Consider the following 26,613-nt stretch of genomic DNA (forward strand, 5'->3'; position numbering starts at 1 on the left):
GTATACGAAAGAAATTTCTTTTGTCAATGCTTTTTTCGTTCACATTGCACCGCCAAAAGGGTTTTTCGTATATACTTCTTTTCCATCGATATACATATATATAGTATCAATGTTTCTGAAATTTGTAAAAACATTTTTTTTAAAAATTTCAAATGTTTTATCAACCGGAACCTTCCCGTATACGGGAGCAAGCGCCTCCTCTGAGAAATCGATATAGGCGTTTTTTCCGGCGACAAAACAGCGCAGGGTCCGGACATTTCCGTCAAAGAGAGGTAAATATTCCGGATTTATAGGTCCGAACAGGAGTTCGCTTATATACTGTTCGAGTCTTTCCGTGGCGTTTTCCTTTTTCGGCAGGTACCGTATTTCCGAAACCGTATGTATGGCATTGTCTTTTTTCACATCCGAAACGGGAAAGAAAAATACAGCCCGCGCATTTTTCTGCGCAAGAAGGCCCCCGAAAAGCACCCCGAATATGACAAGACAGATAAAAACTATCACAAACTGCGCCGGTGAATGATTTTTTCCGGACAGGGAATTAATTGTATGCTGCGCCTGGTGAATCTTTTTTATCATTGAGCTGTAAAACCTCTTGAATTCTCAAAATGGGAAATAAATACCGACAGCCCATTATATATACCGGCGGCGCATTTTTGCAAGTACCGGTCGTCCGCCAGCCGGGCGGCTTCCGCCGAATTTGATACAAAACCCAGTTCAATCAGTACGCTTGGCATCCGCGCATTGCGGACAACAAACCAGGCTTCTTCCTTAAGCCCCCGGTTTGCGCTGACATCCCCGATCTGAAGTTCCAGCCCGTCCGATATATATTTCGCTATCAGCATACTTTCGGTGGTAAATTCTTCCTCCATCATAAAATTGAGAATGGGGAGAATATCGTCATTTATATTGCCGGAAGATTTATCGATTACTGTCCTCCGGTAATCAGGGGTAAGATACCAGACTTCAAAACCTGCCGAAGCCGGATTAAAGGCGGAATTGGCATGGATTGAAATATAGAGTATGGCCTCATGGGGTTCCAGTTTGACCGAATTCGCTTTTTCGACCCGCTCTTCGAGGCTCAAATAAGTGTCGTCACTGCGGGTGAGAAGGATTTTTTTATCCGGATACTGAGCTTTCAGGCGGGAATATACATCCTGCGCTACTTTCAGCACAATATCCTTTTCCCGGATATCCGAGGCCTTCCCGTTTTTTGTAATTTTTCCTACAGCCCCCGGGTCTTTGCCGCCATGACCGGGATCAATCAAAATCGCCCCGACTCGGTACGCAATAGACGGTGGAAGTGTTTCAAAAAAGTTTTCAAGATAATCAACAAAGGCCGGCGTCAGAAAAACATTCCCGTCCCGTCGGACAGGAGGATCAAGAAGGGCAAATTCCCGGTAGTCGAACAGTACGATTTCATCGCCGACCCTTAAATTCGCGTTATGTCCGTTTTTTGACAGGATAACGACCCCTGACAGGGGATCCCAGAACAGTTTTGCGTTGAGCTTTGCCGCCGCGTCATGCAAGGATATATGAGGCTGAATTTCAGCCGGAAATACCGTTTTCGGCATAAACGCGGAAAAAAACAGAATGAGAAAAACGTATTTACGGGCTTTCATATAGTGAATCCCTGTCATATATATATACTATTCCCTGAATTCCGCCTCTGAGCAAGGCCTTCCAGTACCTGTTTAAGTTATTTTGATCATTTTTTTCTGAAAATTCCAGCTTCCGCAAAAGTCCGGGTTCAGCTTCAATACTCTGGGTTATCGCCCGTCTCAGGGTTCTGCCCTGCCAGTCTTCTGCGGTGTCAAGGAACGGCACAAGAAAGCCGGGAACAGCTATCTGTTTTCCGGAAAAAACAGACACGGTGTACTCCGGATCCTGCGGAAAGGCCGGGAGAGGGAAAGCCGGGGGCGGAAATTCCGCAGAGCCGGCAAGAAGAAAGGAATCGGTTTCAGGGTTTGGGGCTTCCAGCCTCGGCAGAATCAGGCGGCAGGCTTCTTCGGCCGCGTCAATTACCTGTTCGCGGGAGGGACCGGCGGCTATTATATTTCCGCATTTTTCCACATTGTTCTGCGGAAAACATACGGTATCGCCCGGGTTTACCCTCGGGAAAATATCCAGAACAAAAGCCAGCTTTTCTGCCTCGCCGTATCCGGAAACCGAGGCTATTTTTCCGGGAATGGAAATCCAGGCCCGTTCGGCGCTGGTCCACTCTTTTATCTTCCGTAATGTTTCCGGGCGTTTGCCTGCCGCAAGGTCAAGAGCGGCTCCTGTTAAATCGATCCCGGTCGAATACGGAAAGGTCCACCCTGACATATATCCGCCGGAAAGGCGGCCGGCGATTTCACCTATCATGGGGCCTTTTTCCGTATATTTCAGGTCTCCTTTCGCAGCGCCGTGAGTAAGGCCAAGCGCCTTTATGCCTTTTATGAATACTTCAACAAGTTCCTGCTGTTTGTCTTCTGGAAAGGATGACGGCATTGTATGACCCATTTCAACAAAAAATGGTGGGAAATAAATATGCCGGTCGGCCAATCCTGTCAAATGGAATTCCCCGTCAAATATCAGAGCTTCTATGGAAAATTCAGGGCCGTCCATATATTCTTCGACTATGGCAGTCCCGGTTTTTGAATATCGGAAAGCTTCGGAAAGAGCCTGCTCAAGCTGTTCGAAGGTATCGGCCCTCCGGCAGCCTCTTGAACCCATATTGTCGGCAGGTTTTACAACAAGCGGGTAACGGAGGTCCCTTGCCCTGAGAAGATTGCGGATGTCGGGCGCCTGTGTTTTGTGTACGCCGGTAAATTTCGGGGAAGGGACAGCTGCCTGCTGAAAACATTCTCGCATGCGTATCTTGTCGGTCGCATTCAGGGCAGCTTCATGCGAATGCCCCGGAAGTCCGTACTTTTCAGCAATAAAGGCAACTGTTGAAGAAAAATCCGTTGCGCAGGTAAAAACACCGTCAAGCCCGCCGTTGTCTTTCAGCTGCCCGGCAAACCCGCACAGTCTTTCCGTATCTTTTAAATCAATATGTTCAAAATGATCGGCAAGATGCGCGCAGGCCGCTTCGGGGTTACCGTCCGCCGCAATGACTTCCCAGCCTTTTTGCTTTGCGCTGCGTATGCCCGCACCCTGCATAAAACCCGCACCCAGCAGGAGTATTCTTTTTTTCATGTGTTTTTTCCCTGCCCTTCCTTTTTTACTGCATATACTTCAAAAGTATCTCCCAGAAAAAACACCCGGCTTACGGCCATGCAGGCTTTCCATATCAGGGAATTCTTTTTTACACCGCGTAATCCCGGGAACCGTTCAGGATGGTGCCCCGTTGAAATTATTTTTTCCACATCGAAACCATAACGTGAAAGCTGCTTACGGACATGGCCGGGCCGCCAGAGCGTAAAATGGTCGGACGGGCTGTTTTTGAAAAATCCAGATCTGTTTTTCAACGCCGAAATTCCTGAAGCGGACGGGGTTGAAAATGCCAGGATTCCGCCGGAACAGAGGAGTTCTCTTATTCTGGTAAAAACAGGCTCAAGATTTTTAAAATGTTCTATCACATACCACAAAGTAATTACGGAAAAACAGCTCTTCTCCGAAAAAGTCTGTATACCTGTATCAGGAAATGCGGAAATACTTGCAGCAAATCCGAGATTTTCCTTTACATGCCTGACAGCGTCTTCAGAAATATCAATGCCGGTGACATCCCAGCCGGAGTCATAAGCGGCAGAAAGAAAGGGCCCGTAGGCGCAGCCTATATCAAGCAGTGTTTTAAGGTTCGATCTTCGGCCGGTTGACCGCCGGGCAAAAATCTTTTCTATTTTTTTTATCCGGGAAACGCCCATTTCTTTTATAAATTCAAAATCTTCGAGATATGTTTTCCCGTACTGCCTGGAATATTCTTCAAAAAAATAGGCATGTGAATATGAAGCAGGTGCAGCGATAATAAAATACAGATATTCCATGCCGCATTCAGGACACAGGGCAATGCTCCGGTCTTCAAGCCGGGCAATAACCCGGCCTCCGGCATTCCCGCAGAGCGGACAATCCGAGACAGAAGAATCCAGATAGCCCGGGATGCTGTCAGCTATATCCCTGGATACTGTTTCCGGTGTAATGACAGAGGGAATTTTTATGTCTTTTTTCAGAATCTTTTTTATTGTCCCTGCTGTCATCCGGCCTGGAGGAATTACTGAAAAACCGTGGTATTTTGCAAGCCGGTAATGATACCGTGTCGGAGAAAAAAGAATAACACGGCAGCCGGCCGCAAGGGCTTCAAAGGCTGTTAACCCAAAGTGGGTAACAACAAGGTCAAAAGTATATAGTGTTTCTTTTAAATTCCTGATAAAGGGCAGAGCTGTTACCTGATTATCTTCTTCTTTTTGCTTTATTGAGGGATCAATAACCGTTACTTCAAAGCCGAGTTTACGCATTATGTGTGCCGCAGAACGAGCCAGACCCGCGGCATCTTCTCCTCCGCCGGAAACAAGGGCTGTTTTTATTTCATGATTTGCGCGGTGCTGTTTTTTTTCCGGCAAAGCCAGAAATGAGGGATCAGTGCGGTTCGCAGGGAGCTTCCTGATAAAGCTCTTATATGGAATGGCGGGAATAATATCAAACAGATAATCCGCATAAGGCCGGCCTGGGCCGCCTTCATCAAAAGCCACAACGGGTCCGATTCCGCGGAAGGTCTTTATTTCATCAATAGATGATCTGAAACGGTCAAGAATAACCAGGGCTGCCGATACGGGAAGTTCTGAAACGATGATATTTCTGAAATTTTCCGGAACAGGCAGGATATGGTTTTCCGGAAGGTATATGATGCAGCGGTACTTTCCCGATAATTTTGATACGATGTCCAGCGTCCGTATGAGGTGCCCGCTTCCCTGCCCCGTAACGGCCGACGGTACAAAAAGAAGTGTTTGGGTAATGTACTGACAGGCTTCGATTATTGACGAAGATAACGCGGGCAGCGTCTGCCCATGCGATGAAAGATATAAGGCGACTTCTTTTGCCTGTTCATAATCGGTGCGGGTATCAATGGTTGTCCGTATATCAGGATAAAACCATTGTAACGGTGCTTCTTCCCTCACGCAATTATAACGTTCGGGATACAGGTATAATGCAGGCGCAACATGTTCGTGATCATACAAAGAGTCGGTCAGGGCTGACGCTTCGAGAAGCCGCGCAGCTGAAATAATTTCGACGCCGCTGCCATGAGGCAGACCGGAATATGCAAAATAATCAGGCGCAGGCCTTGTATCCCTGAGTTCGGTAAACCTGAGCAGGGCTGCCTGAGCGGCGTCCGCAAATACATAGGGATTATCACCTGTAGCCCTGACGACAATGTCAGCCCCTGTTTGCCGGATAACCATGCAAAACCGTTCGAGGACATCTTCCTTTGGCCCAGGAATGCATATAAAACCGCATTCGTCTGCGAGAGCTGAAAAGGCGGGGCCGAAGCGGTATCGCAGGCGAGAATATATGTATCGGCAGAAATCTGTTTAAGCGCTTCCATAACCCGGACAATAACCGGTTTGCCGCTGAGATCATGCAGGGCTTTTTGCGGAAGGCGCGTTGAATCGAGGCGGGCCTGCAGAATAACAGCTGTCATTGAAGACTGGGCTCCCATGAGCCGCACAGAGTAACGGCATCCCGCACAAAACGGCTGTTATTCAATGCGATCCATTTTCTCGCTTCCCTGAAATACAGCACAGCATCAATAATATTGAGTCCCGACCTGACTGCATATGAAAAAAAACAGGAAAGCGGTAATGTAATTCTGTTTTTCCGGTATACCGGAGCAAGATTTTTCAGATAGAACTGTATATAGGAGGTATCCGTTGTCGCGTCTTCAGTGGGTATTTCGCCTCCGTATGCCAGTTTAAAAATGCTGGACAGCTGGATTTTTTCTCCCCACAAATATGCCCGGAAACCAAAATCAAGGTTCTGCCAGTACGGATTGGTTATAGTATAATCATATCCGCCAAGTCTGATAAATCTTTCCCGGTTATAAATGCCGGTAAAATCAAACGGATACACTGTTGGCGATCCGTCACGGAAAAAATACATGGGTTCAATTTGAAAAGAATTTCTGTTAAGGGCGGGAACCATCTGAACCGGCAGGGCTTCCATTTTTTCAGTTGAAAGCACGGGAGCCGTACAAAACACAGGATCGTTATTCAGTCTGTCAAACAGCCTTTCAGATAAACTGTGCGGCGCAATTTCTATATCATTCCATACAACAAATACCCAGGGCGAATTTGTCTCGGCTACCGCAGTATTTATCATTTCGCCTATTGTAGTACTTCCCTGCGGGATCAGAAACCGTATCGAAGGAAACCTGGTAATGAGGTTTTCTATATCATAGGATTCGGAATTCATTTCCACGGAAATAACCGAGCTGAAGCCGGCATTTTCAAGATTCTGGAAAACCGCGGAGCGGTAATACCTCCCTCCCCGATTTAAAACCACAACGGTACACGGAACAGAGGCATCCTGCGCTTTTGACATTATCCCACCGATTATTGTATGCGGAACTTTTCTTTCATTAAAAATTGTAGGTATAGTATTCATCACAGTCTTCGCACAATCCTTTATACACGCACTGTGTGTGTTCATCATATACCGGACGGACTTTTTCCCGGATCTGCTCAAGGCCGTCCGTAATCACATTGCCGGAAAACCTGGCGGCATATATATCTTCACGGCAGAGCGGAACCGCTCCATCGATCAGAATTGACATATCCCGCTTAAGATGCCAGCAGGGATTCCGGACCAGAGGAGAAAGATCAGCAACCCGCCGGTCTTCAATACTGCGGGAAAAACTGTCATGTTTCTGGATTATAACCTGACCGTTTTTTTCCTTCCAGAACCGGTAAAAATGTTCCAACTCCTTCTCGTTTTCCTTCATGCGGACCATTTGGGGCCAGACAGCACCGGGAAAGGATTTTATCAGGAGATCGGTAAAATTTAAAGCCTCGGCAAGATATTTTTCCGAAAGACTTTTTTCCTTAATTCCATGGACAATACCGTAACATTCCGGACTCACCGCATCCAGAGAAACAATCCAGTTTACCGGGTTCTGCTTTCTGAATCCTGCGGAGACCCCGGAAACCGCATTTTTAATAGCCTCGACCTTTTCTTCTGTCCAGCCCAATCCTGTTGTCTCTATCAATACCGACAGGCCCGGATATGCAAGCACAGTCCTCACCATTTCAGCAATTTCAGGATGATATGAAGGCTCGCCCCATAAGGAAAGGGAAACAACAGCATCCTCCGAATACCCGGCGATTTTTCCTGCAATTGCGGAAAAATCATCGGCAGTCATATAATCAGTCCGTTCAGTTGCCGGCACACCGGGAGAACTCCCCTTTCCGCTTTTACAAAACTGCGGGTATGGGCAATAGTCACATTCATAGGGACACTTGCCTGCAACCTGAATTGCATAAAAGGCCGGAACTGTATACAGGGAAGCCGTGTTTTTTTGAATAACATCAGCGTAATTGGCAGCGTTTATTCCCGAAAGAGCCATACAAACCTGCGTATTCCGCTTTGTATCGCAGGTGAGCTGGAGACGGAGATGTCTGAGATCAGCTGGGGCTATGTCGGTTTCTATATCAAAAGAATTGATATCTTTTTTTATAATATCAAAAACTGCATTGCGGGTAATAGGGTCCCGGCTTTCTTTTTCCATGTCGGAAAGGATGGGAACAATGCCCCGGGCAAGAATTTCCGGAGACAGTCCGTAAGGATAACCGTCGGCGAAAGTATATTCGGCAGCCTGCTGCATGTGTTTTTTAAACAGTTTTGCCGTAAATTCCGGGTCCGTAAAAGGAGCATCAGCCCATGAAATATACACATGGTCAAAATCTTCCGTTTCGCTTTTCAGACTGAGGAATAACGGACCAACAGACCATTCTGTTTCAATAATATCAAAAGAAACCGAATTCCCGGCCGCGGAGTCTGACATATCATGCAGAGCGGAGACAGCCGGCAGTAAACTATCCCCGGGATATTTTTCCGGCACGAAAACGACAATTTTTGATACATGCGGAAACTGTGCGGCGGCGGAGACAGCCCGGTAAAAAGCTGATTTCCCGTCAGAGAAGGGTTCAAAGGCTCTGTCCGTTATATTTCCGGCTAAAAGAACTGCTATAGATTTCATACTGTTATGAATATCGGCACGATGGAAATCAGCTTGAGGAAAGTAAGTTTTCCGTGATAAGTTTATTACATGCTAAGCATAAAACCGCTCAAAATTTCGGAAATAACAGCCTCAATAAAAAACCTGCTTGAAAATTCATTCGGCACCGTACTTCTTGAAGGAGAAATTTCCAATTTCAGACCTTCAAGCACCGGACACTTATATTTCACATTGAAAGATGAAAGCAGCGCCATTTCAGCTGTTATGTTTAAGGGGAAAAGCAGATATCTTCCTTTTGTTCCCAAAGAAGGTCTGCTTGTCCACGCAGTCGGAAATATATCGGTCTATGATGCCCGGGGTACCTATCAGATTATTATAGATTCAATGGAAGCTGCCGGTTCAGGTGATATTTTCCGCCTTATTGAGGAGCGCAAGCAAAAGCTTGCGGAAGAAGGTCTTTTTGATCAGGAGAGGAAAAGGCCCCTGCCGGCATACCCGCGTACTATTGCTGTTATAACCAGTCCGACCGGGGCTGCTGTCCGCGATATAATCCAGATTATCAGCAGAAGAAATCCTTCAATCAGTATAATAATCCTGCCGGCCCAGGTGCAGGGAGCTGAGGCCCCGGAGGCAATTGTCCGTCAGATAGAAACAGCAAATTATTTTAAAATGGCTGATATTCTCATCATCGGACGGGGCGGAGGTTCTATGGAAGATCTGCTGCCTTTTTCAGATGAAGAGGTGGTCAGGGCGGTTGCGCATTCTGATATACCGGTCGTAAGTGCAGTGGGACATGAGACAGACTGGGCTCTCAGCGACTTTGCTGCCGATGTCCGGGCTCCGACACCGTCCGCCGCCGCTGAACTTGTCAGTCCCATTCTGGAAGATATTATTGCGGCGGTCCAATATACAGCGGATGAAATGGTCTTTGAAATGAACCGCAGAATTGAACGCATACGCCTAATGATGTCGCAGTTTTCAGCCGAGTCAATGGAAATGCGGTTCCGGCGTATTGAACAGCCTGTTTTACTGAGGTTTGACGATGCGAAAGAAGATCTTCTCAGGTCCTTTATGGACCGGATCAGGGATACAAAACAGCATATAAATCTGCTGGCGGAAAAACTCGAAGGCGGAAATCCTCAAAGTATTCTGAAACGCGGATATTCTATGGTCAGGGATGAAGAGACGGGAAAAGTTATAAGAAACAGTGATCAAACAACCCCCGGACAGAAACTGGTTATTATTCCCGAAAGAGGAAAAATTCACGCACGCGTAGAGTAAAAATATATCGGGCCTGTCCCGTTTCGGGATTTTCGGATATAATTCTATAGGAAGGGAGCTATTCATGAAGAAATTTGAAGAACGTCTTGAACGTCTTGAAGAATTGAGCAATGCAATCAAGGAACCGGATATTCCGCTTGAGAATGCGCTTGCTTTTTTTGAAGAGGGTATAAAGCTCGCAAAATCACTGGAAAAAGACATAGACAAAATTGAAGGGAGGATTCAGATACTCATGAACCAGCCGGAAATTCCTGACGGCAAACCCGAGCTGGATCTCTTTTCCGAGCAGGACCTGAATGACAATTAAACCCGTAAAGGAATTAAGCCCCGAAGTTTCAAGAAAAATCGCCGCAGGAGAAGTTATCGACCGGCCGGGCGCAGTTGTCCGTGAACTTATTGACAATGCAATAGATGCCGGAGCAGACAGGATTACCGTAGAAATAACCGGCGGTGGTATAGCCCGTATCCGGGTAACGGACAATGGCTGCGGCATGACAGCGGAAGATATAGCCATATGTACAAATACCCATACTACCAGCAAAATACATACCGAAGATGATTTGCTTAATCTGGAGACACTGGGGTTCCGGGGAGAAGCGCTGTCATCAATCAGGGCGGTAAGCCAGCTTGAAATTATAACAACCAGAGACGGCAGGGAAGCCTGGAAGCTGGAAGATGGCCGGATAAGCCCGGCTCGGCTTGCCGTTGGTACAGTTGTGCAAATAGATGGCCTGTTTGATAATTTTCCGGCACGCAAGCATTTTCTGAAAAGAGCGGCGGCGGAAACGGCATTATGCAGGCAAATCTTTATCGAAAAGGCCCTGGCCTGGCCTGAAATCGAATTCCGGTTTTCCGTGGATGGGAACCAGAAAATGATCCTTCCTTCGGTAACAACCCTGAAAGAACGCTGCCTCGCTGCTCTGCAGCCGGCCGAACCCGAATCTTTTTTTTATGAAATCTCGGGTTCCAATACCGGGTTTTCGTTTTCAGCGGTAGTCGGCAGCCCTGAAGTTGTCCGCAAGGACAGAAAACAGCTTATGGTTTTTGTGAACGGGCGGAGGGTTATGGAATATTCCCTCCTTCAGGCAATTGAATACGGCGGAGAAGGTCATTTCCCGAACGGCGGCCATCCGTTCTGCTGCCTGTTTATATCCATCAATCCGGCACAGGTTGATTTTAACATACATCCCGCAAAAAAAGAGGTCCGTTTCCGGGATCCGGGGATATTGCATCACGAAATAAGTTCAACAATAAAAAATTTTTATCACCGGTATACGATAAAAATGATGAATCCGCCGCATTCTTCAGAAACAGCTTTTCAGGAAAGTCCCGAAAATATACAGCAGGAACTGGATATTGCGGGAGGATCATTTATTTCAACCCGTGACCCTGCCCCTCATTATAATTCTTTCAGCGGCCGTTCCTGGTCAGAACAGCCGCGCTTTCCTGATACTGCAGCCTATAAACCGGCAGATTATTATAGAAAAGAAAACGCCGGAGATGGTCCCATCCGTAAAGAAGATGAACAAAACTCCAGGGCATTCTCTGATATACCGCAGGATTTCCGCTTTCTTGGACAGGTACTGGGAACATTCATAGCCGCTGAAAAAGACGGTATCCTTTATCTCATTGATCAGCACGCGGCCCATGAGCGGATTTTATATAATGAACTTATGGCTGATTCCGGGAAAACGCAGGACTTGCTCATTCCCTACCGGATTGAAACCCATTCGGACAGTGAAGACGCCCATATTTCAGCTAACTGCGAACAGCTCGCGGAGGCAGGATTTATCCTGAATAATGAGGGAGACGGCATCTGGCAGGTTACGGCAGTACCGCTGAGATGGACAGGAACTGAAAAAGATCTCAGGGACGCCCTTCTCGACTTTTCCGCCGGCGCCGGATCACTGGTTTCGCATTTATATGCAACGGCGGCCTGCCGGGCGGCCTGCAAGGACGGCGACATACTTGATCCGCTTACGGCAAGAAATCTTGCGGCAAGAACCTTTTCCCTTCCTGAGCCGGTTTGTCCGCACGGACGTCCGGTATGGATTACAATCGACCGGGAAGAACTGTTCCGCCGCGTAAAACGAACCTGAAAACCAATCCTTATCCTGCCCCGGAAAAGCTAAAGAGTAGCTATAATGGATTTTATCTCGTTCGCATGAGGATAATCCGGATTTTTTTTCAGTAACTCCTGAAAAGTGGACTTGGCCGCAGTATTATTATTTAAACTGACATACAGCTTGCCCAGTTCGTAATAAGCGTCCCAGAATGAAGGATCCAGTTTGATCAGCTCTGCATAACTGTCCCGGGCTTTTTCAGTTAACCCCGCGCTGACATATGCTGCGGCAAGATTTTTCCGGACCTGTATATCTTTCGGATTTATAGTGACCGCCCGGGCATAATGTTCGACGGATTTATCAAACTGTTCTTTTAAACCATAGGCTTTGCCGAGATTGTTATTGAGTTCAAAATTATCCTTATCATATTCATAGGCCACAGTCATGAGCCTCAGAGCCTCATCAATACGGCCGGCTTCAAGATACATATTTCCCAGATTAACCCGCGGCTTTACATATTTCGGATCAAGCTCAACAGCCCTTACATAATGCTGGAGCGCAATTTCCAGTTTTCCGCTGCGTTCACCGGCGAGTCCGTAAGTATAATGATAAATTGCGTTCAAAGCATCCGCATTAACCGCCTTCTGCGCGTAGGAAAGAGCGGCATCAGGTTTCTCCAGCTCAAGAAGAACAGTAGCCATGTTGTAATTTGTCTGGGGATCATCCGCGCCGAAAACAAGGGCTTCACGGAAAAACCGTTCGGCCTCAGCATAATTTCCCTGTTTGGCATACACCGACGCGATTTCACGCAGGGCGGAAACATTTCCCGGTTCATACTGAAGCACTTTATTATAGTTTGAAACAGACCCATTCAAATCACCTGTCCTGTCCAGAACCCTGGCTATCTCCATATATGCCCTGGAATAATCCGGTTTAATTCCAATAGCTTTTCTGAATGCCGCGAGGGCTTCCTGGGAAGATCCCAGCATACGGTTAGTCATGCCAAGGTTAAAAAAAGCCGCCTCATAATCAGGCTTCAGGGCAGTGGTCCGCGTAAAGCTCTGCTTTGCTTCGGAATATCTCCGTAAAGTATAATACTTCTTGCCAAGTTCAAATGAATACAGATAATTATTCGGATCGAGCCGGGCCGCCTCCTGCAGTTCTGCAAGAGCTTCGCTGCTTCTTTTTTGTTCATCATAAATCTGTGACCGCAGAAAACGAGCTGAAGCAAGAGCCGGGTCATTTTCAATAGCCTGATTAACATAATCCAGCGCGGCATTCATCGCCGCATCCCTGGTTTTAGGGTCGGCGGCGGCATTCGCCGCGGAAAAAAGTGTTTCGGCGATCTCCGTCTTTTTCTGTGCGGCAAGAGCTTTTTCCTCCGCAGGCAGAGCGGCGGAGGCCTGTTCATACTGGGCAAGGGCAGACTGGATATTACCGGAAGCAAGAGAACTTTTTGCTCCTTCCATATGATTATTGACTTCTGAAAGCTGTTTCTGGATTTGGGCGTTCTTCCGTATCAGCTCTTCTTCTCTCTCTTTCCGCCTTTTTTCTTCAAGAGCGGCCTGTTCCGCACGCCGCCTTTCAGCCTCTACGCGATCCGCTTCGGCCTGTTCCGCAGCTATCCTGGCTTCCTCCTCTGCCTGCTGCCTGACAGCGGCGGCATTGGCAGCCCTTCTCTCCTCAGCAGCCCTCGCAGTCTCGGCAGCCTGCTGCTGGGAAACGCCTGCCGTTTGCTGGCTGCTGCCCGGGCTACCCGCGGAGGACTGGCTCCCGACAGTTCCGGCATTTCCCCTTTCGGAAGTCTGGCCCGTTCCTGCCTGTCCTGTTCCGGCTGACTGGCCGCCCGTACCGGAAGAAGCCGATCCGGAAGAACTTCTTTCAGGCGCGCTCTGCAGGAGAGTATTAACCGTTTTTTCAACATTTCCCAGAATACGCTCAACAGCCCGCCGGGCCTCTTCGGCGGCGGCATCAGCCGCCTGGCTTGACAGCTCGCCCGTTTCAGCAAGCCGCCGCGCGTTTCTGGCGGACAGAACAGCGTCCTGCAAGGCAAGCGCATCCCTGTCCGTAATATCCGCTATCAGTAAATCTTCCAGCAGGGTCAGAGCCCGGTCAAATTCTTCCCTTTCGATATAGGAGCGGACAAGCGTCAGCGTATTCAACCGCCGCCTTTCTTCCTCGGATAATTTCCGTGAACCTGAACCCGAACGGAATAAGAGAACGGATCCGACTATAAGCAACAGTATTATGCCGGCCGCAATGCCGATCACCAGTTTTGTTTTATTATTCAAGACTCCCTTCCTCATCGTATCCCATAACATCCTCGGAACCCGCCGACATAACACTTGCCCCGTCTATCGACTGGAGGGATGAACTTACGGAATCAAGCATCTGCCTGTAGCGTTCTTCGGCAGCTTTCTTCTCCGCTTCCGCGGCGGCCCGTTCTGCCTCGGCTCTGAGAGCCGCATCCCGTTGCCGCTGCTGATCAGCCTGGACAAGGGAAATAAGCCGCTGGATGGCATCTTTTTGCCATGATGAAGGATCAAGAACCAGATACATTTGGTAATCACTGACCGCATCATCATGTTTTCCCTGGCTCATCCGCGCATTTGCCCGGTTCAGGTAAGCCGGGGCGTAATTTGAATCAGCCTGAAGCGCCTGCGAATACATTGATTCGGCTTCCGGAAACAATTCCTGCAGGAAATATACGTTTCCCGCATTAAAATAGAGCAGTTTTCTGTCAGCGCCCTGAACAGCCGTCCCATTCGTAAAAGTGGAGATGGCGTCAGGATACTTTCCAAGCTGCTGATAACACAGTCCCAGATATATATATGCTTTAGGGTCTGCATCCGGCTGCTGCAGGGCCTGAAAAAGCAGGGGAACAGCCTCGTCAGGCTTGTTTTCCCTGAAAAGCCGCTCTCCTTCTGTAAAATAATCATAGGCCCCTATTTGTAACAGGCAAACCGCAAGAAAAAAGAGCCGCACAATATTCTTTTTATTACCGGAATCGTGTATAATCATATTTGACATTACTCCATAAAAATTATAGTCTTATATATATGTCGCCAATTGTTATTGCGTTCATATTAATTTTCGGCACAGTTGTAGTAGTTCTCTTCATTTTTCTCTTAAAATCCGTTATTGCGCCGAAAAGAATTGAAGGCATTGTGAGATTAATAAAGGCTGAAAAATATTCACAGGCCATCAAGCTGGCAAAAACCATCCTTGCGAAAAATCCGCGTGATGCGGAAGCTCGGTATATGCTGGGAAAAGCATATCTTGCCGACGGTAAAGACGAACTTGCATTGATGGAATTCAAGACAGTCAATGCAACCGCAGTTTTTTCAAAAACCATCCCCGAAAAAGAATTCCGGAAGACAATTGCCCAGCTTTTCCTCAAATTCAATCAGCCGGACGAGGCCCTGAAGGAATATCTGCTGCTGGTCAAGCTGGAACCCTTCCAGGCAGAACATTATTATAATGCAGGCGTTCTTTTTGAACAACGCAATAACGGCGATCAGGCTATGGCTTATTACAAAAAAGCGGTCGAAACGAACCCGAAACACGCCGACGCCCATGCCGCGCTCGGGCTGCTTTTATTCAAACACAATCAGTTCAATGAAGCCCGCCAGGAAATAACCACAGCCCTCAAGCTTGACCCCAAAAATACCAGGGCCTATTTTTATCAGGGAAAAATACTGCGCAAAATCCACGATTACGCCAACGCCCTGACATCATTTGAAAAAGCGCTCCGCGACCCTGAACTCAAGCAAAAAGCCCTTATCGAACGCGGGTGCTGTTATATGGAAGCCAATAATCTCGAAAAAGCGATCGTGGAATTTGAACGCGCCCTGAGCAGTTCCCAGAGCAATTCATCAAATGAAACCCTGCATGCCCGCTATTTCCTTGCCGCCTGTTATGAAAAGACCCGCGATATAGACAAGGCTCTGACCCAATGGGAGGAAATCAACAAGGCGCGGAGGAATTTCAGGGACGTGGGGGAAAAACTGAATCAGTATCAGGAACTCCGGTCCAACGATCATATGAAAGAATATCTGACCGCGGGAAAAGACGACTTTTTTGCAATCTGCGAAGCCCTGGCTAACCAGGCCCTGGAACTCAGTATGCAGGAAATTCACGAAACAAAATACGGCTGTTTTATGATTGCGGTTGAAGATGATCCGGAAAAATGGCGGAATGTCAAAAAAATGCCCCGGCTTATTCATTTTTTCCGCGACCCCGAACCCATTGAAGACAGTTTTATCAGAATGGTTCAGGAGGATATGAAACGAAGGAATATAATCAGGGGAATTATTATCACCAGTTCAGGCTTTTCCAGAGGCGCACACCAGTATGCTGAAAACAGGCCTATAGAGCTTATCGGAAAGGAAAAACTTGAACAGATGCTTGCCTCCACAAATATTTTTGCAAAAAAATAACCGGCAGCACTATGAAAATACTGTGTGTATCGGACCAGATTGACCCTCTTGTTTACAGCAGCAATATCAAAGAACGGTACAAACATGTTGATATGGTTATCTCGGCGGGAGATCTGCCGATGGAATATCTTGATTTTATAGTTTCATCCCTGAACAAACCGCTCCTGTTTGTATTCGGAAACCACAATCTCGGAGAATTCAAATACTATCACCGGCCGGCCGGCTTTGCCCCCAGGATTATAGGATAACAGATGTCGAAGTATCGCCGACTCCGGCTCACGGGGCAACCTATATAGGATTCAAGACGGTCAGGGAAAACGGAGTGCTCTTCGCAGGAGTCTCAGGATCCCTGTGCTATAACCAGGGTCTTAATCAGTATACCGATGCGCAGATGAAGTGGAAGCTCCTCAGGCTTGTTCCCCGCCTTATTTACAACAAATTGCGCTATGGCCGTTACCTTGATATTTTTGTCACGCATGCCTCGCCGGCCGGCATACATGACCGCCCCGATCCCTGCCACCAGGGTTTTAAATGTTTTCTATGGTTTATGAAGCGATTCAAACCCCGTTTTCTCCTGCACGGGCATATACACCTATATGATTTACAGGATATCCGGGTATCACAATATCACGATACCACAGTAATCAATGTATACAGCCATTATATACTGGATACCGGAGAGTTGGACCGATGAATAATTTTGTCAGAGTTCAGGCTATGGAAGATTTCAACAGGGCCAGAAACAAGGCGCTGTTTAATGAAATTCAGCATTTTTTGAATCCCGACAGACGAAAACTGCTGTCGTTTGATGAAGTCAAAAATCTGCTCAAACCGAAAAATGAAGTCTATCTTGGCATGCAGACAGTCCCCATAGAAAAGATTGCCGGAAGCGAGGGGCGCTACCTTGACTTCGACAATCATTTTCTCCCCAGGCGGGTAAATTTGCGTCAGAGGTGGGAACGGGTTGATGAAGCCCACTTATCGGACATAATCCTGCCTCCCATACAGTTATATGAAATCGGGGGCCTGTATTTTGTCAGGGACGGTAATCACCGGGTATCGGTGGCCAAGGCCCAGGATGTCAGGTATATAGATGCCGAGGTCATTTCTCTCCAGAGCGAAATAAAACTGAAGCCCGGAATAACACCGGAAACCCTTCTCACTGAGATTATTGAATATGAAAAACGCAATTTTTACGCCGAAACGGCCTTCGGCGATCTGACTGATGACTGGAACCTTGACTTTACGAGTACAGGCCAGTATGACGTCATTCTCGCCCATATTCTCGAACACAAGTATTTTATAAATGAAAAAGTCGAAACTGAAATTTCCTTTAATGACGCCCTGCTCTCATGGTATAATAATGTCTATCATCCCATTCTGATGGTTATAAAAAAGCACAGACTGCTCCGCAAGTTCAGAAACCGGACAGCCAGTGATTTATATGTCTGGATTGTAAAGCGCTGGGACGATCTGAAGCGGAAATATGGCCTGGAATACAGCCTTGACGAGGCCACCAAAACAATAAATGCCGAAACAAAGAGGGGCTTTTTTACTAAAGTTAAAGATTTTATGAAAAAAATCTTTAATTCTTGACGATTGAAAATTTCAGTGTTACACTGATTCTACAATGCAAACGCTACCTCTTGATTCAATATCACTACTATGGATTCTCCTTGGGGCTGGTTTTATTATCCAGGTAATAACGGCCTTTTTTATACTCAGGACTGTTTTCCTTCTGCCGGAACGGATGAAACGCGCTCCTTTTATATGGCTGGCGCTCGGATTCATGATAATACTGGCGGGGACCAGCATAGCCTCTATTTTCATGCCTACCCTTCAAATGTATTCTTCGGGAATTCTGCTGGCAAGCGCGCTTATGCTGGCGTTTTCCATCTCTCTTTTTGTATTTTTTTCACGCGACTCCGGGGAGGATCAGGAAGCGGGTATTTTTGTAAGCGAAACCGAACTGATTGTTCCCGATGATTATCCGGAAGATGAAAAATCGGAAAACGATGACCGCCTTATCAGTCTGGGAAAGGAGTTTCTTGCTCAGGTTTCGGAATCGATATCGGGTGAAGTCAACATTGTACGCCTTGTAGACTTTATAAATGATGAGCTTATAAAGAATACCGCTGCCGACGGCGGCGTATTTTTCCTGGTTGACGATTTTGATGACATTATCAGTTCAAAATCCTTTAAGGGCAGTTTTCCTCCGCCCTATAAACTTCCGGAAGATCTGCCCCACAAGCCGGTCAGGGTAGAGACCAATTTCCGCTATATCCAGTTTAATGTAGGGGAAACAATTTTCGGGGAAGTCGCTGCAAACGGCGAGCCTGTCCTGGTGGAAGACGGACAGACCGATGAACGGATATATACCAACGGTCCCGAGGAATTCCTGCAGACAGGCAGTTATATCTTTGTGCCTGTTATGGTCAAGGCAAGAGTCGTAGGCGTTCTGGGCCTTGCCCGGCTTCCCGGGAAGGAACCGTTTACACAGGACGACTTCCGGACAGCCAGGGTGCTGGCTGAATATTCAGGGGCGGCAATAAACAATATCTATACCTTTCAGGAAGTCCTTGAACATGCCGAGCTTGAACGGGAAGCGGGAACCGCGTCCCATATACAGAAAACCCTGCAGCCGAAACGCCTGCCTGACCTGCCGGAAATCGGCTTCGGTTCTTTTTTTACTCCCGCAAAGGGTGTATGCGGTGATTATTATGATATCATTCTCGCGCGAAGGGACAGGATATCAATTGTCATAGGAGATGTTGCCGGAAAGGGGATTAATTCAAGCATTGTAATGATTATGATCCGGTCTATCCTCCAGCTGGTAACGAATACGACAAAAACAGCCGCGACCATTCTTGACTGGATAAATAAGGGTATAACGGGAAAAATTGACATGGACCACTATGCCTCTCTGACCCTGATAAATTACCGTCCTGAGGACCATTCAATGGAATACGCCAGCGCCGGCCATCAGCCCATGTTGCTTTGGAAGGCGGAAAGTGGTACAATAGAGAAAGTACATCAAAAAACTGACCCTATCGGCGTTGAAAGAACCTCAGTTTATTCGGATTTAAAGTTGACAGTTGGCAAAGGAGATATTATTATTTTGTTCACGGACGGCCTTGTGGAAGCGCTTGATAAAAACGGCCGCCAGTATGGTATAAATTCTCTTTCAAAGATTGTGACTGAAAATAACGGACTGTCTGCAAAAGACCTTGCAGCGATGGTAAAACAGAATATTCAGGAATTTGTTGGGTCGGCCAGTATTCATGATGACCAGACGCTGGTTGTTGTGAAAATAAAGGCGTAAACACGAAAGAAAGGAGCAACACTTCGTATGGAACTTAAGATCAGGAAAAATGGCAATGTCTACATCATAGATGTAAACGGTGAAATGGACTTGTATAATTCCTATAAACTGAAAGAACTCGTAATGAAAATGCTGGAGAAGAATGTGCAGTCTTTTATAATCAATCTTGATGATGTGGACTATATCGACTCTTCCGGTATTGGTGCTTTAATATATATCTGCTCGACAATCAAAAAAATGAACCTGAAACTTGCCATAACCAATATTCACGGTTCTGTAAAGAAAGTTATAGAACTCACAAAGTTGATGGGCTATTTCCCTATTGCGAACAGTATTGAGGAAGCACTTCTTCAGCTCGAGGAATAAAAAAATACCGTTAACTTGAAACTAAAGGAGCTTTATAATGAACCCTGTTAAAGAATTACGCGCAGACGGAAGCGATCCTCTATTCGATAAGACAAATATGCTTTATAAGGAATTTCCTTCGGACTTCCGCCAGATACGCTATTTCACCCTGCTCATTGTCCAGTCCGCGCCGCTTGAAATAAAGGAAATAAACCTGCTGGAACAGCAGATAAGCGAGATAATAAAAAATGCCGTTAAGCACGGCAATAACTGCGACTTGAATAAAAAGGTCCATGTTTGGTATTCATTTTCTTCAACCCACGCCCATTTGATTGTGGAAGACGAGGGTTCAGGATTCCAGGATATTGAAAAGTGGAATGATTTTAATAAAAAACGTCTTCAGTGTCTGTATGAACAGGATTTTGAAAACCTCGGAAATTATGTTTCTTTCAGGACAATGTCCAGCGACGATATGGACGGAGGGAACGCGCTTTTTGCCGCCCTGGAATACTGGAACGGCGGATTCGTATATAATGACAAGAAAAACGGCGTTGCAATGTTAAAGAAATATCCCCAGAGACGGCATGGAATTGCCATTGACGGCGAATAATATGAAAACCTTCCCTTGCCGGGAAGGTTTTTTCTTTTTAATGAATCAGCGGAATATTTCGCCGTATTGACGCTCAAAAAGGTATCGCTTGTCTTCTTCCTGCATTTCCGTAAATGCTATCCAGAATACATACAAATTTGCATCAACAGGCATAAATCCCCGGACCCGGCCTTCAGCCTTAATACTCCTGTTTTCCGTAAGAATTGAAACGGGAACATCCTCTTCACACTCGGGGAAACCGCCGGTATTTCCGCGCAGGGAAACGAGAATTCCGAGATTATCCGCAAAGAGAAAATGCCCGGTGTTTATATCGGAAAAGACGGGAGGCGTTTCATTTTTAAACTGAGCCAGATAGGTATCTATCTGTTTTGCCAGATGCGAGAAACCTTCAGGCAAATCCATTTCCGCAATAATAGTTTGTATGCGGGTATCAGTGATACCGCCAGTTTCAGGATTTTCCGCGGCCAGTTCAAAAAGCGGAGGCAGGGGCGATTTGACAAGATATTTTTTTTTCGAACCGCTGATTTCAGCTTTTATCGCGACCGTATTTTCCGAAACAATATCTTCCATATAAATTGCATCAGGCAGCGGCAAAAAGGGAGTCCCACTGGCATCTGTCTGAATATCCGAGTCAAAAAACATTCCCCGGAATTTATGCATAAAAAAGACCCTGGTTCTGCCCTCAGATACAGGAAAATCTTTTTCCGGGGAATATATTTTTTCATCGCGGAGGGTATATTTTTTTTCAGGCAAAAAGTAAAGATCGGCGCCTGTCTTTACTGACAGGGCTGGAAGCGTATCTCGCATATTTTCCACGATATATTCGCGTTCAATTCTGTTCAGCAAGCTCGGCATAGGTTTCACCATCAAAAACTATATCATTTATAAACCACGTATTTTCGGAATATACCGCATTTACGGACAGATATAGATATTTCGGGGTATTTTCCGTAATAATCCGCAGGCTGTATACGGCCTCCGAAATATTGTTTTCAAGCAGCATAGGTCTGGAAAAGAAAACGGTGCGGATTTCCGGCAGTTTATTCAGACGGTATTCGGTCAGAACGGAAATAAAGGGCCGGCTGGGCAGATTAATATCAGAGGGGATTTTTTTTGTTTTCAGAGCGTCCGCAAGCTTATACAGCAGGGAAATAAGGGTTTCATCAATCCCGGAATAATCGATGAAGCCGACTCCGGGCGCGGAAGGATAAATAACATCGGTGTCGGTAGTATCCGTGACACTCAGAACAGGAAAGGTTTCATTTCCGCCCGGTACTGTTACTCCGGGAGTTTCACCGTGCAAAACAGCATCAGGATTGTAAGACCAGTCAATTGCATTAAAATGGGCGGAAGCCCTGTCACGGACTGTTTCAGCGCCGGGGAAAAAACAGGTAAGGCTAAAAAAGACCATGGCCGGAATTATGAGCTGGTTATGCATTTGTCCAATCATATCATACTTTTTATATATGGACAATCGGCGGCGAAAAGGCTACAGTAAGGATGTCCTGTCCGGAGCTTTTTTCAGATTCAGGCCCGGTTCAGAACAAAAATCATAAAAATACGTATCGTATCTTATTCCAGGAGTTGAAAATGGCACAAACCCTTACTGAAAAAATTCTGAAGTCCCACCTTGTTGAACCGTCTGAACTTCCCGGCCGTGGTGAAGATATAGCAATCAGAATGGATCAGACGCTGACCCAGGATGCGACAGGAACAATGGCTTATCTGCAGTTTGAAACCATTGGACTCGACAGGGTAAAGACGGAATTGTCAGTGTCATATATTGATCATAATACGCTCCAGGTTGATTTCAGGAACATGGATGATCACCGGTATCTGCAAAGCATTGCGGAACGGTATGGCCTGTGGTTTTCACGGGCAGGGAACGGTATCTGCCATCAGGTCCATCTGGAACGCTTCGGTGTCCCAGGAAAAACACTGCTCGGTTCCGATTCACATACGCCCACGGGAGGCGGGATAGGTATGATCGCTATCGGGGCAGGAGGCCTTGATGTTGCGGTTGCCATGGGCGGCGGGGCCTTTCACCTGAACATGCCGAAAATAATCGGGGTTAAACTTACCGGGGAACTCAGAACCGGAGTATCCGCAAAAGATGTTATACTTGAAGTACTGCGCAGGGAAACGGTAAAAGGCGGTGTGGGCAGCGTATATGAATATTTCGGACCCGGGGTCGTCGCCCTTTCCGTTCCGCAGAGGGCGACCATTACAAATATGGGCGCCGAGTTGGGCGCGACCTGCAGTATTTTTCCTTCCGATTCCGTTACCAGAGATTTTCTTGTCCAGATGGGCAGGCCCGGTGATTTTACTGCACTGGCAGCCGATGAGGGCGCCATATATGACAGAGTAATTGAAATTGATCTTTCCTCCCTGAACCCTTTGGCGGCCCAGCCCCATTCACCTGATGCGGTAGTTCCTGTTGCGGAAATCGCGGGCAAAAAGGTCTCTCAGGTTGTAATCGGTTCATGTACAAACAGTTCTCTCAGGGATTTGACCGCCGTCGCCGCGATTGTAAAAGGAAAGACTATAGCGCCCGATGTTGAGGCCGGAATCGCTCCGGGAAGCCGCCAGACGCTCATGCAGGCTGAAAAAACGGGTGTCCTGGGTGAATTGATCCGGGCAGGATTCCGTATTCTTGAAAGTGCCTGCGGCCCCTGTATTGGCATGGGATTTGCCCCGAATTCAGGCGGAGTATCGCTGCGTACATTTAACCGGAACTTCAAGGGAAGATCGGGTACAGCGGACGCAGAAGTCTATCTCGTTTCTCCGGAAACCGCAGCGGCGGCCGCCATTACCGGCGTCATTACCGATCCCCTGTCGGAAAACAAAGATATAACGGAAAACAGTAAACTTTTTGAAGCCGATATTTCCGGCATCCATGATGATGATATGCTGGTCCCGCCGCTTGGGCCTGAGAAGGCAAAAAAAGTGGAAATAGTCCGGGGGCCGAATATCAAGCCGTGTCCGACAAGTCCGGAACTTCCCGACAGCCTGTCCCTCCCGGTGCTTTTGAAAACAGGGGACAATGTTTCGACGGATGATATTATGCCGGCCGGCGCAAAAGTTCTGCCGCTCAGATCAAATATTCCTGAAATATCAAAGTTCACTTTTGAAAGACTCGATCCGGATTTTTATGACCGGGCGAAGAATACGGACGGCTGTTTTGTAGTCGGAGGAGAAAACTACGGACAGGGTTCATCACGGGAACACGCGGCTCTTGCACCCATGTATCTTGGAGTCAGGGCCGTTATCGTCAAATCCTTTGCGAGAATCCACCGTGCCAATCTGGTAAACTACGGCATTCTGCCTCTGGTTTTTGAAGACCCTGCGCTTTATGACGCCATTTCCCGGGATGATATACTGGAATTGACCGGCATTCACCAGTCTCTTGAACAGGGAGGGCCTTTTAAATTCAGGAGGGTTTCAGACGGATTGCAGTTTACCGCAAAAAACGATCTTGACAAACGTTCAAGGGATATTCTGCTTGCCGGCGGACGGGTCGCCTATACCCGCAAGGGCGGACAGTAAAAGAAACCATGGGTTCCGAGTTTGTGTATAATGAATCCCGGTTCAGTATTGCAATACGTGATCCGGTATGGAAACATATATGGCTGACGCCTGAACTGCGGGACATAACCCTTTCCCCGCCTTTTCTCCGGCTGTACCGGATAAAACAGCTTGGACCGACCGAGTATGTATATCCGGGAGCCGTTCATACACGGGCGGCCCATTCGATCGGCGTATATTATGTTGCGCTGAAAATGCTCAGAATTCTGCTCCGGTTCGGTGCGGACAAATGGGTAAGCCGCACCGGATGTTATTCTTTTCTGGCCGCAGCCCTTCTCCATGACCTTGGCCATTTTCCATATGCCCATTCCCTTAAGGAACTGTCCCTGAAAGAGCATGAGGAGCTGACCGCGGCTATTATATGCTCGGAACCCCTGAAAAGCTGTATCTCAAAAACCGGCGCCGATCCGGAAATGACCGCGGCTATTATCAATAAATCAGACGCCGCTCCCACAGGACAGGATACCGAAACCCTTTTCTTCCGGAATATCCTTTCCGGAGTGCTTGATCCTGATAAACTCGATTATCTGAACAGGGACGCATATTACTGCGGAGTCCCGTATGGCATTCAGGACATGGATTTTATCCTTTCCAGACTGCGCCCGGATATTTCAAGGGGAATTACCATAGATTCAAAGGCCATAATGTCTGTTGAAAGCATCCTCTTTTCAAAATATCTTATGTACCGTTCGGTATACTGGCACAAAAATGTCAGAATAGCCACTGCCATGATGAAAAAGGTCATATTTGCCATGCTGGATCAGTCGCTGAGCTCGCCTGAAGCCCTGTATAATCTGGACGATTATAGTATTTATGATGTAATAAACTGCGGCTCATTTTCCGAAAAAGAAATTGCCGGAGATGTTATGAAACACAGATTATACGGCATTATTGCGGAATTCCCCTTTGACGAAAACAACAGTTCCATGCTCGGGCTGGAAACAATGAAGGCCCGCTCGGAAAAAGAAGAAGCTATTGCAGAATATCTTTCCCGCATTTCTTCTGCAAAAATTGAAAAAAAACACGTGCTGATTGACATTCCGGAGCGCATTTCATTTGAAAGCGATCTTTTTATTACCGATGAAAATACGGGATTCAGCAGCAGTTCTACCGTTTTTTCCCGCGACACTGTTGCCTCTTTTACCGCTTCACTGAGAAAAATCAGGCTTGCTGTCCACCCGGATTTTGTTTCCATTGTTAAAAATATACCGGAACTACTTATTGAGCTTGCTAAATGCTTCGATATACAGTAAAATTGTAGTATAAACGGGGAGATTGTCAATGAATGTTCATAATCTTATGGAAGAATATGTGTACACCGGTGTAAATGAGCTATTTGACGATCCTGAAATAGGTAAACAGGAATGGTTCACCTGTAATTGCGAACAGTGCAGAATTGACACCATTTGTTTTGTTTTAAACAGGATACAGCCGCGGTATATCAAATCAGGGCGCGGTCTCGTCTACTCAAAAATCGAGGAAATTTACGATAAATCCCAAATTATGGCTGATATTAACCATCTTGCTCTGGAAGGAATGAAACAAGTCCTTTCAACCAGGCGTCCGCATGCGGAAAAAGTAGATACTTTTCCGGAGGCGCCGGTGTTTAACTTTCCCACTATTGTCGGACGTATTCTTGACGGTCAGACTTTTGAACCTGTCAAGGATATTTTTGTTTCTCTTCTTATGGATTCGAAGCTGACTGAAGCAATCGACTGTACATGGGAGAATCCCTACCGTATAAGTAAATATACACCGGGGACTTTTACCTTCTGGCCGAAACCTGTCAGCACAAAATTTGAAAATACAAAGAAGGTATTTTCATTCGAAATCCGGGTCGAGGAAAAAGGCTTTGACCTTATCAGGTATTATTTTGAAATCGGCTTATCGAGCGAATCGTTTATACGCACCGCGTATAACGCCAGGAATTCTTTTTTCCTTCCGGATCTGCATCTCTTTCCGGAGCATGATAAGCTGGATTATATGCAATACTGCCTGTAATTTTCCGTCCGGTTTCGGCGGCAATTCCTCATTTCTGAAATTTTCAAAATACAGCAGCAGAATAAAATGGCTCAATTAATAACGTTTTTGGACTTAAGGGCTGCTGCGGGATAACCTTAAAAATATCTCCCTCTCACAATGTTTTCATGGTATACTTCTTTATTTAAGGGGTATTTAATGAAAAAAGCCACAGTAATATTACTTTTACTTATATCCGCAAAAGTCTTCAGTGAAGGTATGATTGAGAAACAGGGCGAAGTAAAGTTCCGGAATTTTCACTGGGGAACAAGTATAAAAGAGTTCATTGCAAAAGAAGGCCGGCCGGATGATAGAACAATGGTTGATGAAACGACTCAAATGAAAATGCTGACTTATGAAGATGCAGAACTTTCAGGTTATAGTGCGGAGATGTATGTATGCTTTATTCCATCCGGTCTTTGCGCAGGTATATATACAATCCAATGTAAAGATGAGGTTGACCTTGATAGTACATTTAGGGATTTATCTTCAAAACTTACGATTTTATATGGGATAACTTTGATAGACAGGGACTTTATTGAAGAATATATGACAGCATGGCTTTATACAGGCGGTTATATTATATTACTCGCTTCTGATGATGAAATGACAATCGCGTTAATGTATATTTCTCCTGATGCTGCGAAACTGGATAAAAATCTTTACGGGTTATAGAAATCAGGGCAAAGATATTTGGTTATTCTCAATATATAGACTATACATTAATGTATAGCATTCCAAAGTAATCAGGCGTAATTATGATCTTTTCATCTGCTATTTTTCTGTGTTTCTCTTTCTGCCTT

24 protein-coding genes and 1 pseudogene are annotated in these 26,613 nt (G+C 46.4%); 14 read left to right on the forward strand and 11 right to left on the reverse strand.

Features of this window, described 5'->3' with window-relative positions; translation table 11 throughout:
* Positions 1-39: 39 nt before the first annotated feature.
* From K7I13_RS02085 to K7I13_RS02110, 7 genes and pseudogenes are all read right to left on the reverse strand, one after another.
* Entirely contained in the window at positions 40-576 is a 537-nt protein-coding gene (locus K7I13_RS02085; protein WP_255947583.1) for a GerMN domain-containing protein, read from the reverse strand.
* Complete coding sequence (locus K7I13_RS02090) at positions 573-1,619, reverse strand: N-acetylmuramoyl-L-alanine amidase (RefSeq protein ID WP_255947584.1); 1,047 nt, start codon at positions 1,617-1,619, stop codon at positions 573-575. Before K7I13_RS02090 ends, K7I13_RS02085 begins: the two co-directional genes overlap by 4 nt.
* Positions 1,606-3,177: an ATP-grasp domain-containing protein gene (locus K7I13_RS02095; RefSeq protein WP_255947585.1), complete on the reverse strand. Its 1,572-nt coding sequence runs from the start codon at positions 3,175-3,177 to the stop codon at positions 1,606-1,608. The genes K7I13_RS02090 and K7I13_RS02095 overlap by 14 nt, the downstream gene beginning before the upstream one ends.
* Positions 3,174-5,375 carry a bifunctional glycosyltransferase/class I SAM-dependent methyltransferase gene (locus K7I13_RS02100; protein WP_439647458.1) on the reverse strand — a complete coding sequence of 734 codons (2,202 nt, stop codon included), beginning with the start codon at positions 5,373-5,375 and terminating at the stop codon, positions 3,174-3,176. The genes K7I13_RS02095 and K7I13_RS02100 overlap by 4 nt, the downstream gene beginning before the upstream one ends.
* Before the next feature lie 146 nt (positions 5,376-5,521).
* A pseudogene (locus tag K7I13_RS15540) lies at positions 5,522-5,632 on the reverse strand (cytidylyltransferase domain-containing protein); the annotation flags it as partial.
* Positions 5,611-6,513 carry a hypothetical protein gene (locus tag K7I13_RS02105; protein WP_255947586.1) on the reverse strand — a complete coding sequence of 301 codons (903 nt, stop codon included), beginning with the start codon at positions 6,511-6,513 and terminating at the stop codon, positions 5,611-5,613. The pseudogene K7I13_RS15540 and the gene K7I13_RS02105, both read right to left, overlap by 22 nt.
* A 37-nt stretch (positions 6,514-6,550) precedes the next feature.
* Entirely contained in the window at positions 6,551-8,167 is a 1,617-nt protein-coding gene (locus K7I13_RS02110; RefSeq protein ID WP_255947588.1) for a spiro-SPASM protein, read from the reverse strand.
* A 69-nt stretch (positions 8,168-8,236) separates the two neighbouring features.
* On the opposite strand from K7I13_RS02110, the gene xseA reads away from it, so the two are divergent.
* The 3 genes from xseA to mutL all read left to right on the forward strand — a co-directional run bounded on the left by xseA (position 8,237) and on the right by mutL (position 11,526).
* A complete protein-coding gene (gene xseA / locus K7I13_RS02115; RefSeq protein WP_255947589.1) occupies positions 8,237-9,427 on the forward strand; it encodes an exodeoxyribonuclease VII large subunit in 1,191 nt (396 codons plus the stop codon).
* A 64-nt stretch (positions 9,428-9,491) separates the two neighbouring features.
* Entirely contained in the window at positions 9,492-9,734 is a 243-nt protein-coding gene (gene xseB, locus K7I13_RS02120) for an exodeoxyribonuclease VII small subunit (protein ID WP_255947591.1), read from the forward strand.
* The gene (gene mutL, locus K7I13_RS02125) at positions 9,724-11,526 is read left to right on the forward strand and encodes a DNA mismatch repair endonuclease MutL (protein WP_255947593.1); all 1,803 of its coding nucleotides are present in this window, start codon (positions 9,724-9,726) and stop codon (positions 11,524-11,526) included. Before xseB ends, mutL begins: the two co-directional genes overlap by 11 nt.
* A 29-nt stretch (positions 11,527-11,555) precedes the next feature.
* Here the strand turns inward: mutL and K7I13_RS02130 are convergent, their stop codons facing one another.
* Both K7I13_RS02130 and K7I13_RS02135 read right to left on the reverse strand, forming a co-directional pair.
* The gene (locus K7I13_RS02130; protein WP_255947595.1) at positions 11,556-13,781 is read right to left on the reverse strand and encodes a tetratricopeptide repeat protein; all 2,226 of its coding nucleotides are present in this window, start codon (positions 13,779-13,781) and stop codon (positions 11,556-11,558) included.
* A complete protein-coding gene (locus K7I13_RS02135; protein ID WP_255947597.1) occupies positions 13,774-14,511 on the reverse strand; it encodes a tetratricopeptide repeat protein in 738 nt (245 codons plus the stop codon). The genes K7I13_RS02130 and K7I13_RS02135 overlap by 8 nt, the downstream gene beginning before the upstream one ends.
* Positions 14,512-14,549: 38 nt before the next feature.
* On the opposite strand from K7I13_RS02135, the gene K7I13_RS02140 reads away from it, so the two are divergent.
* From K7I13_RS02140 to K7I13_RS02170, 7 genes are all read left to right on the forward strand, one after another.
* Positions 14,550-15,929 carry a tetratricopeptide repeat protein gene (locus K7I13_RS02140; RefSeq protein ID WP_255947599.1) on the forward strand — a complete coding sequence of 460 codons (1,380 nt, stop codon included), beginning with the start codon at positions 14,550-14,552 and terminating at the stop codon, positions 15,927-15,929.
* An 11-nt stretch (positions 15,930-15,940) separates the two neighbouring features.
* A complete protein-coding gene (locus tag K7I13_RS15975) occupies positions 15,941-16,177 on the forward strand; it encodes a metallophosphoesterase family protein (protein WP_255947601.1) in 237 nt (78 codons plus the stop codon).
* 74 nt (positions 16,178-16,251) lie between these two features.
* Complete coding sequence (locus K7I13_RS15980; protein ID WP_255947603.1) at positions 16,252-16,623, forward strand: metallophosphoesterase family protein; 372 nt, start codon at positions 16,252-16,254, stop codon at positions 16,621-16,623.
* Positions 16,620-17,525, forward strand: coding sequence for a transcriptional regulator (locus K7I13_RS02155; protein WP_255947605.1), 906 nt, complete (start codon positions 16,620-16,622; stop codon positions 17,523-17,525). Before K7I13_RS15980 ends, K7I13_RS02155 begins: the two co-directional genes overlap by 4 nt.
* A gap of 34 nt (positions 17,526-17,559) precedes the next feature.
* Positions 17,560-19,251 (forward strand): GAF domain-containing SpoIIE family protein phosphatase, encoded by a 1,692-nt coding sequence (locus tag K7I13_RS02160; RefSeq protein WP_255947607.1) that lies wholly within the window; start codon positions 17,560-17,562, stop codon positions 19,249-19,251.
* Positions 19,252-19,278: 27 nt separating this feature from the next.
* On the forward strand, positions 19,279-19,617 hold the full coding sequence (locus tag K7I13_RS02165) for an anti-sigma factor antagonist (RefSeq protein ID WP_255947609.1): 339 nt from the start codon (positions 19,279-19,281) through the stop codon (positions 19,615-19,617).
* Between the two features lie 37 nt (positions 19,618-19,654).
* Positions 19,655-20,206 (forward strand): ATP-binding protein, encoded by a 552-nt coding sequence (locus tag K7I13_RS02170; protein WP_255947611.1) that lies wholly within the window; start codon positions 19,655-19,657, stop codon positions 20,204-20,206.
* Between the two features lie 45 nt (positions 20,207-20,251).
* Here the strand turns inward: K7I13_RS02170 and K7I13_RS02175 are convergent, their stop codons facing one another.
* A complete protein-coding gene (locus tag K7I13_RS02175; RefSeq protein WP_255947613.1) occupies positions 20,252-21,061 on the reverse strand; it encodes a hypothetical protein in 810 nt (269 codons plus the stop codon).
* Positions 21,036-21,656, reverse strand: coding sequence for a hypothetical protein (locus K7I13_RS02180; RefSeq protein WP_255947615.1), 621 nt, complete (start codon positions 21,654-21,656; stop codon positions 21,036-21,038). Before K7I13_RS02180 ends, K7I13_RS02175 begins: the two co-directional genes overlap by 26 nt.
* 140 nt (positions 21,657-21,796) lie before the next feature.
* Between K7I13_RS02180 and K7I13_RS02185 the strand changes: the two genes are divergently transcribed.
* The 4 genes from K7I13_RS02185 to K7I13_RS02200 all read left to right on the forward strand — a co-directional run bounded on the left by K7I13_RS02185 (position 21,797) and on the right by K7I13_RS02200 (position 26,485).
* The gene (locus K7I13_RS02185) at positions 21,797-23,752 is read left to right on the forward strand and encodes an aconitate hydratase (protein ID WP_255947617.1); all 1,956 of its coding nucleotides are present in this window, start codon (positions 21,797-21,799) and stop codon (positions 23,750-23,752) included.
* A gap of 8 nt (positions 23,753-23,760) precedes the next feature.
* Positions 23,761-25,044: an HD domain-containing protein gene (locus tag K7I13_RS02190; protein WP_439647459.1), complete on the forward strand. Its 1,284-nt coding sequence runs from the start codon at positions 23,761-23,763 to the stop codon at positions 25,042-25,044.
* A gap of 28 nt (positions 25,045-25,072) precedes the next feature.
* Positions 25,073-25,792 (forward strand): late competence development ComFB family protein, encoded by a 720-nt coding sequence (locus K7I13_RS02195; RefSeq protein WP_255947619.1) that lies wholly within the window; start codon positions 25,073-25,075, stop codon positions 25,790-25,792.
* A gap of 177 nt (positions 25,793-25,969) precedes the next feature.
* Positions 25,970-26,485: a hypothetical protein gene (locus K7I13_RS02200; protein WP_255947621.1), complete on the forward strand. Its 516-nt coding sequence runs from the start codon at positions 25,970-25,972 to the stop codon at positions 26,483-26,485.
* The last annotated feature ends 128 nt before the right edge of the window (positions 26,486-26,613 follow it).

Source organism: Brucepastera parasyntrophica, from assembly GCF_022376835.1.
Taxonomy (GTDB): Bacteria; Spirochaetota; Spirochaetia; order Treponematales; family Treponemataceae; genus Brucepastera; species Brucepastera parasyntrophica.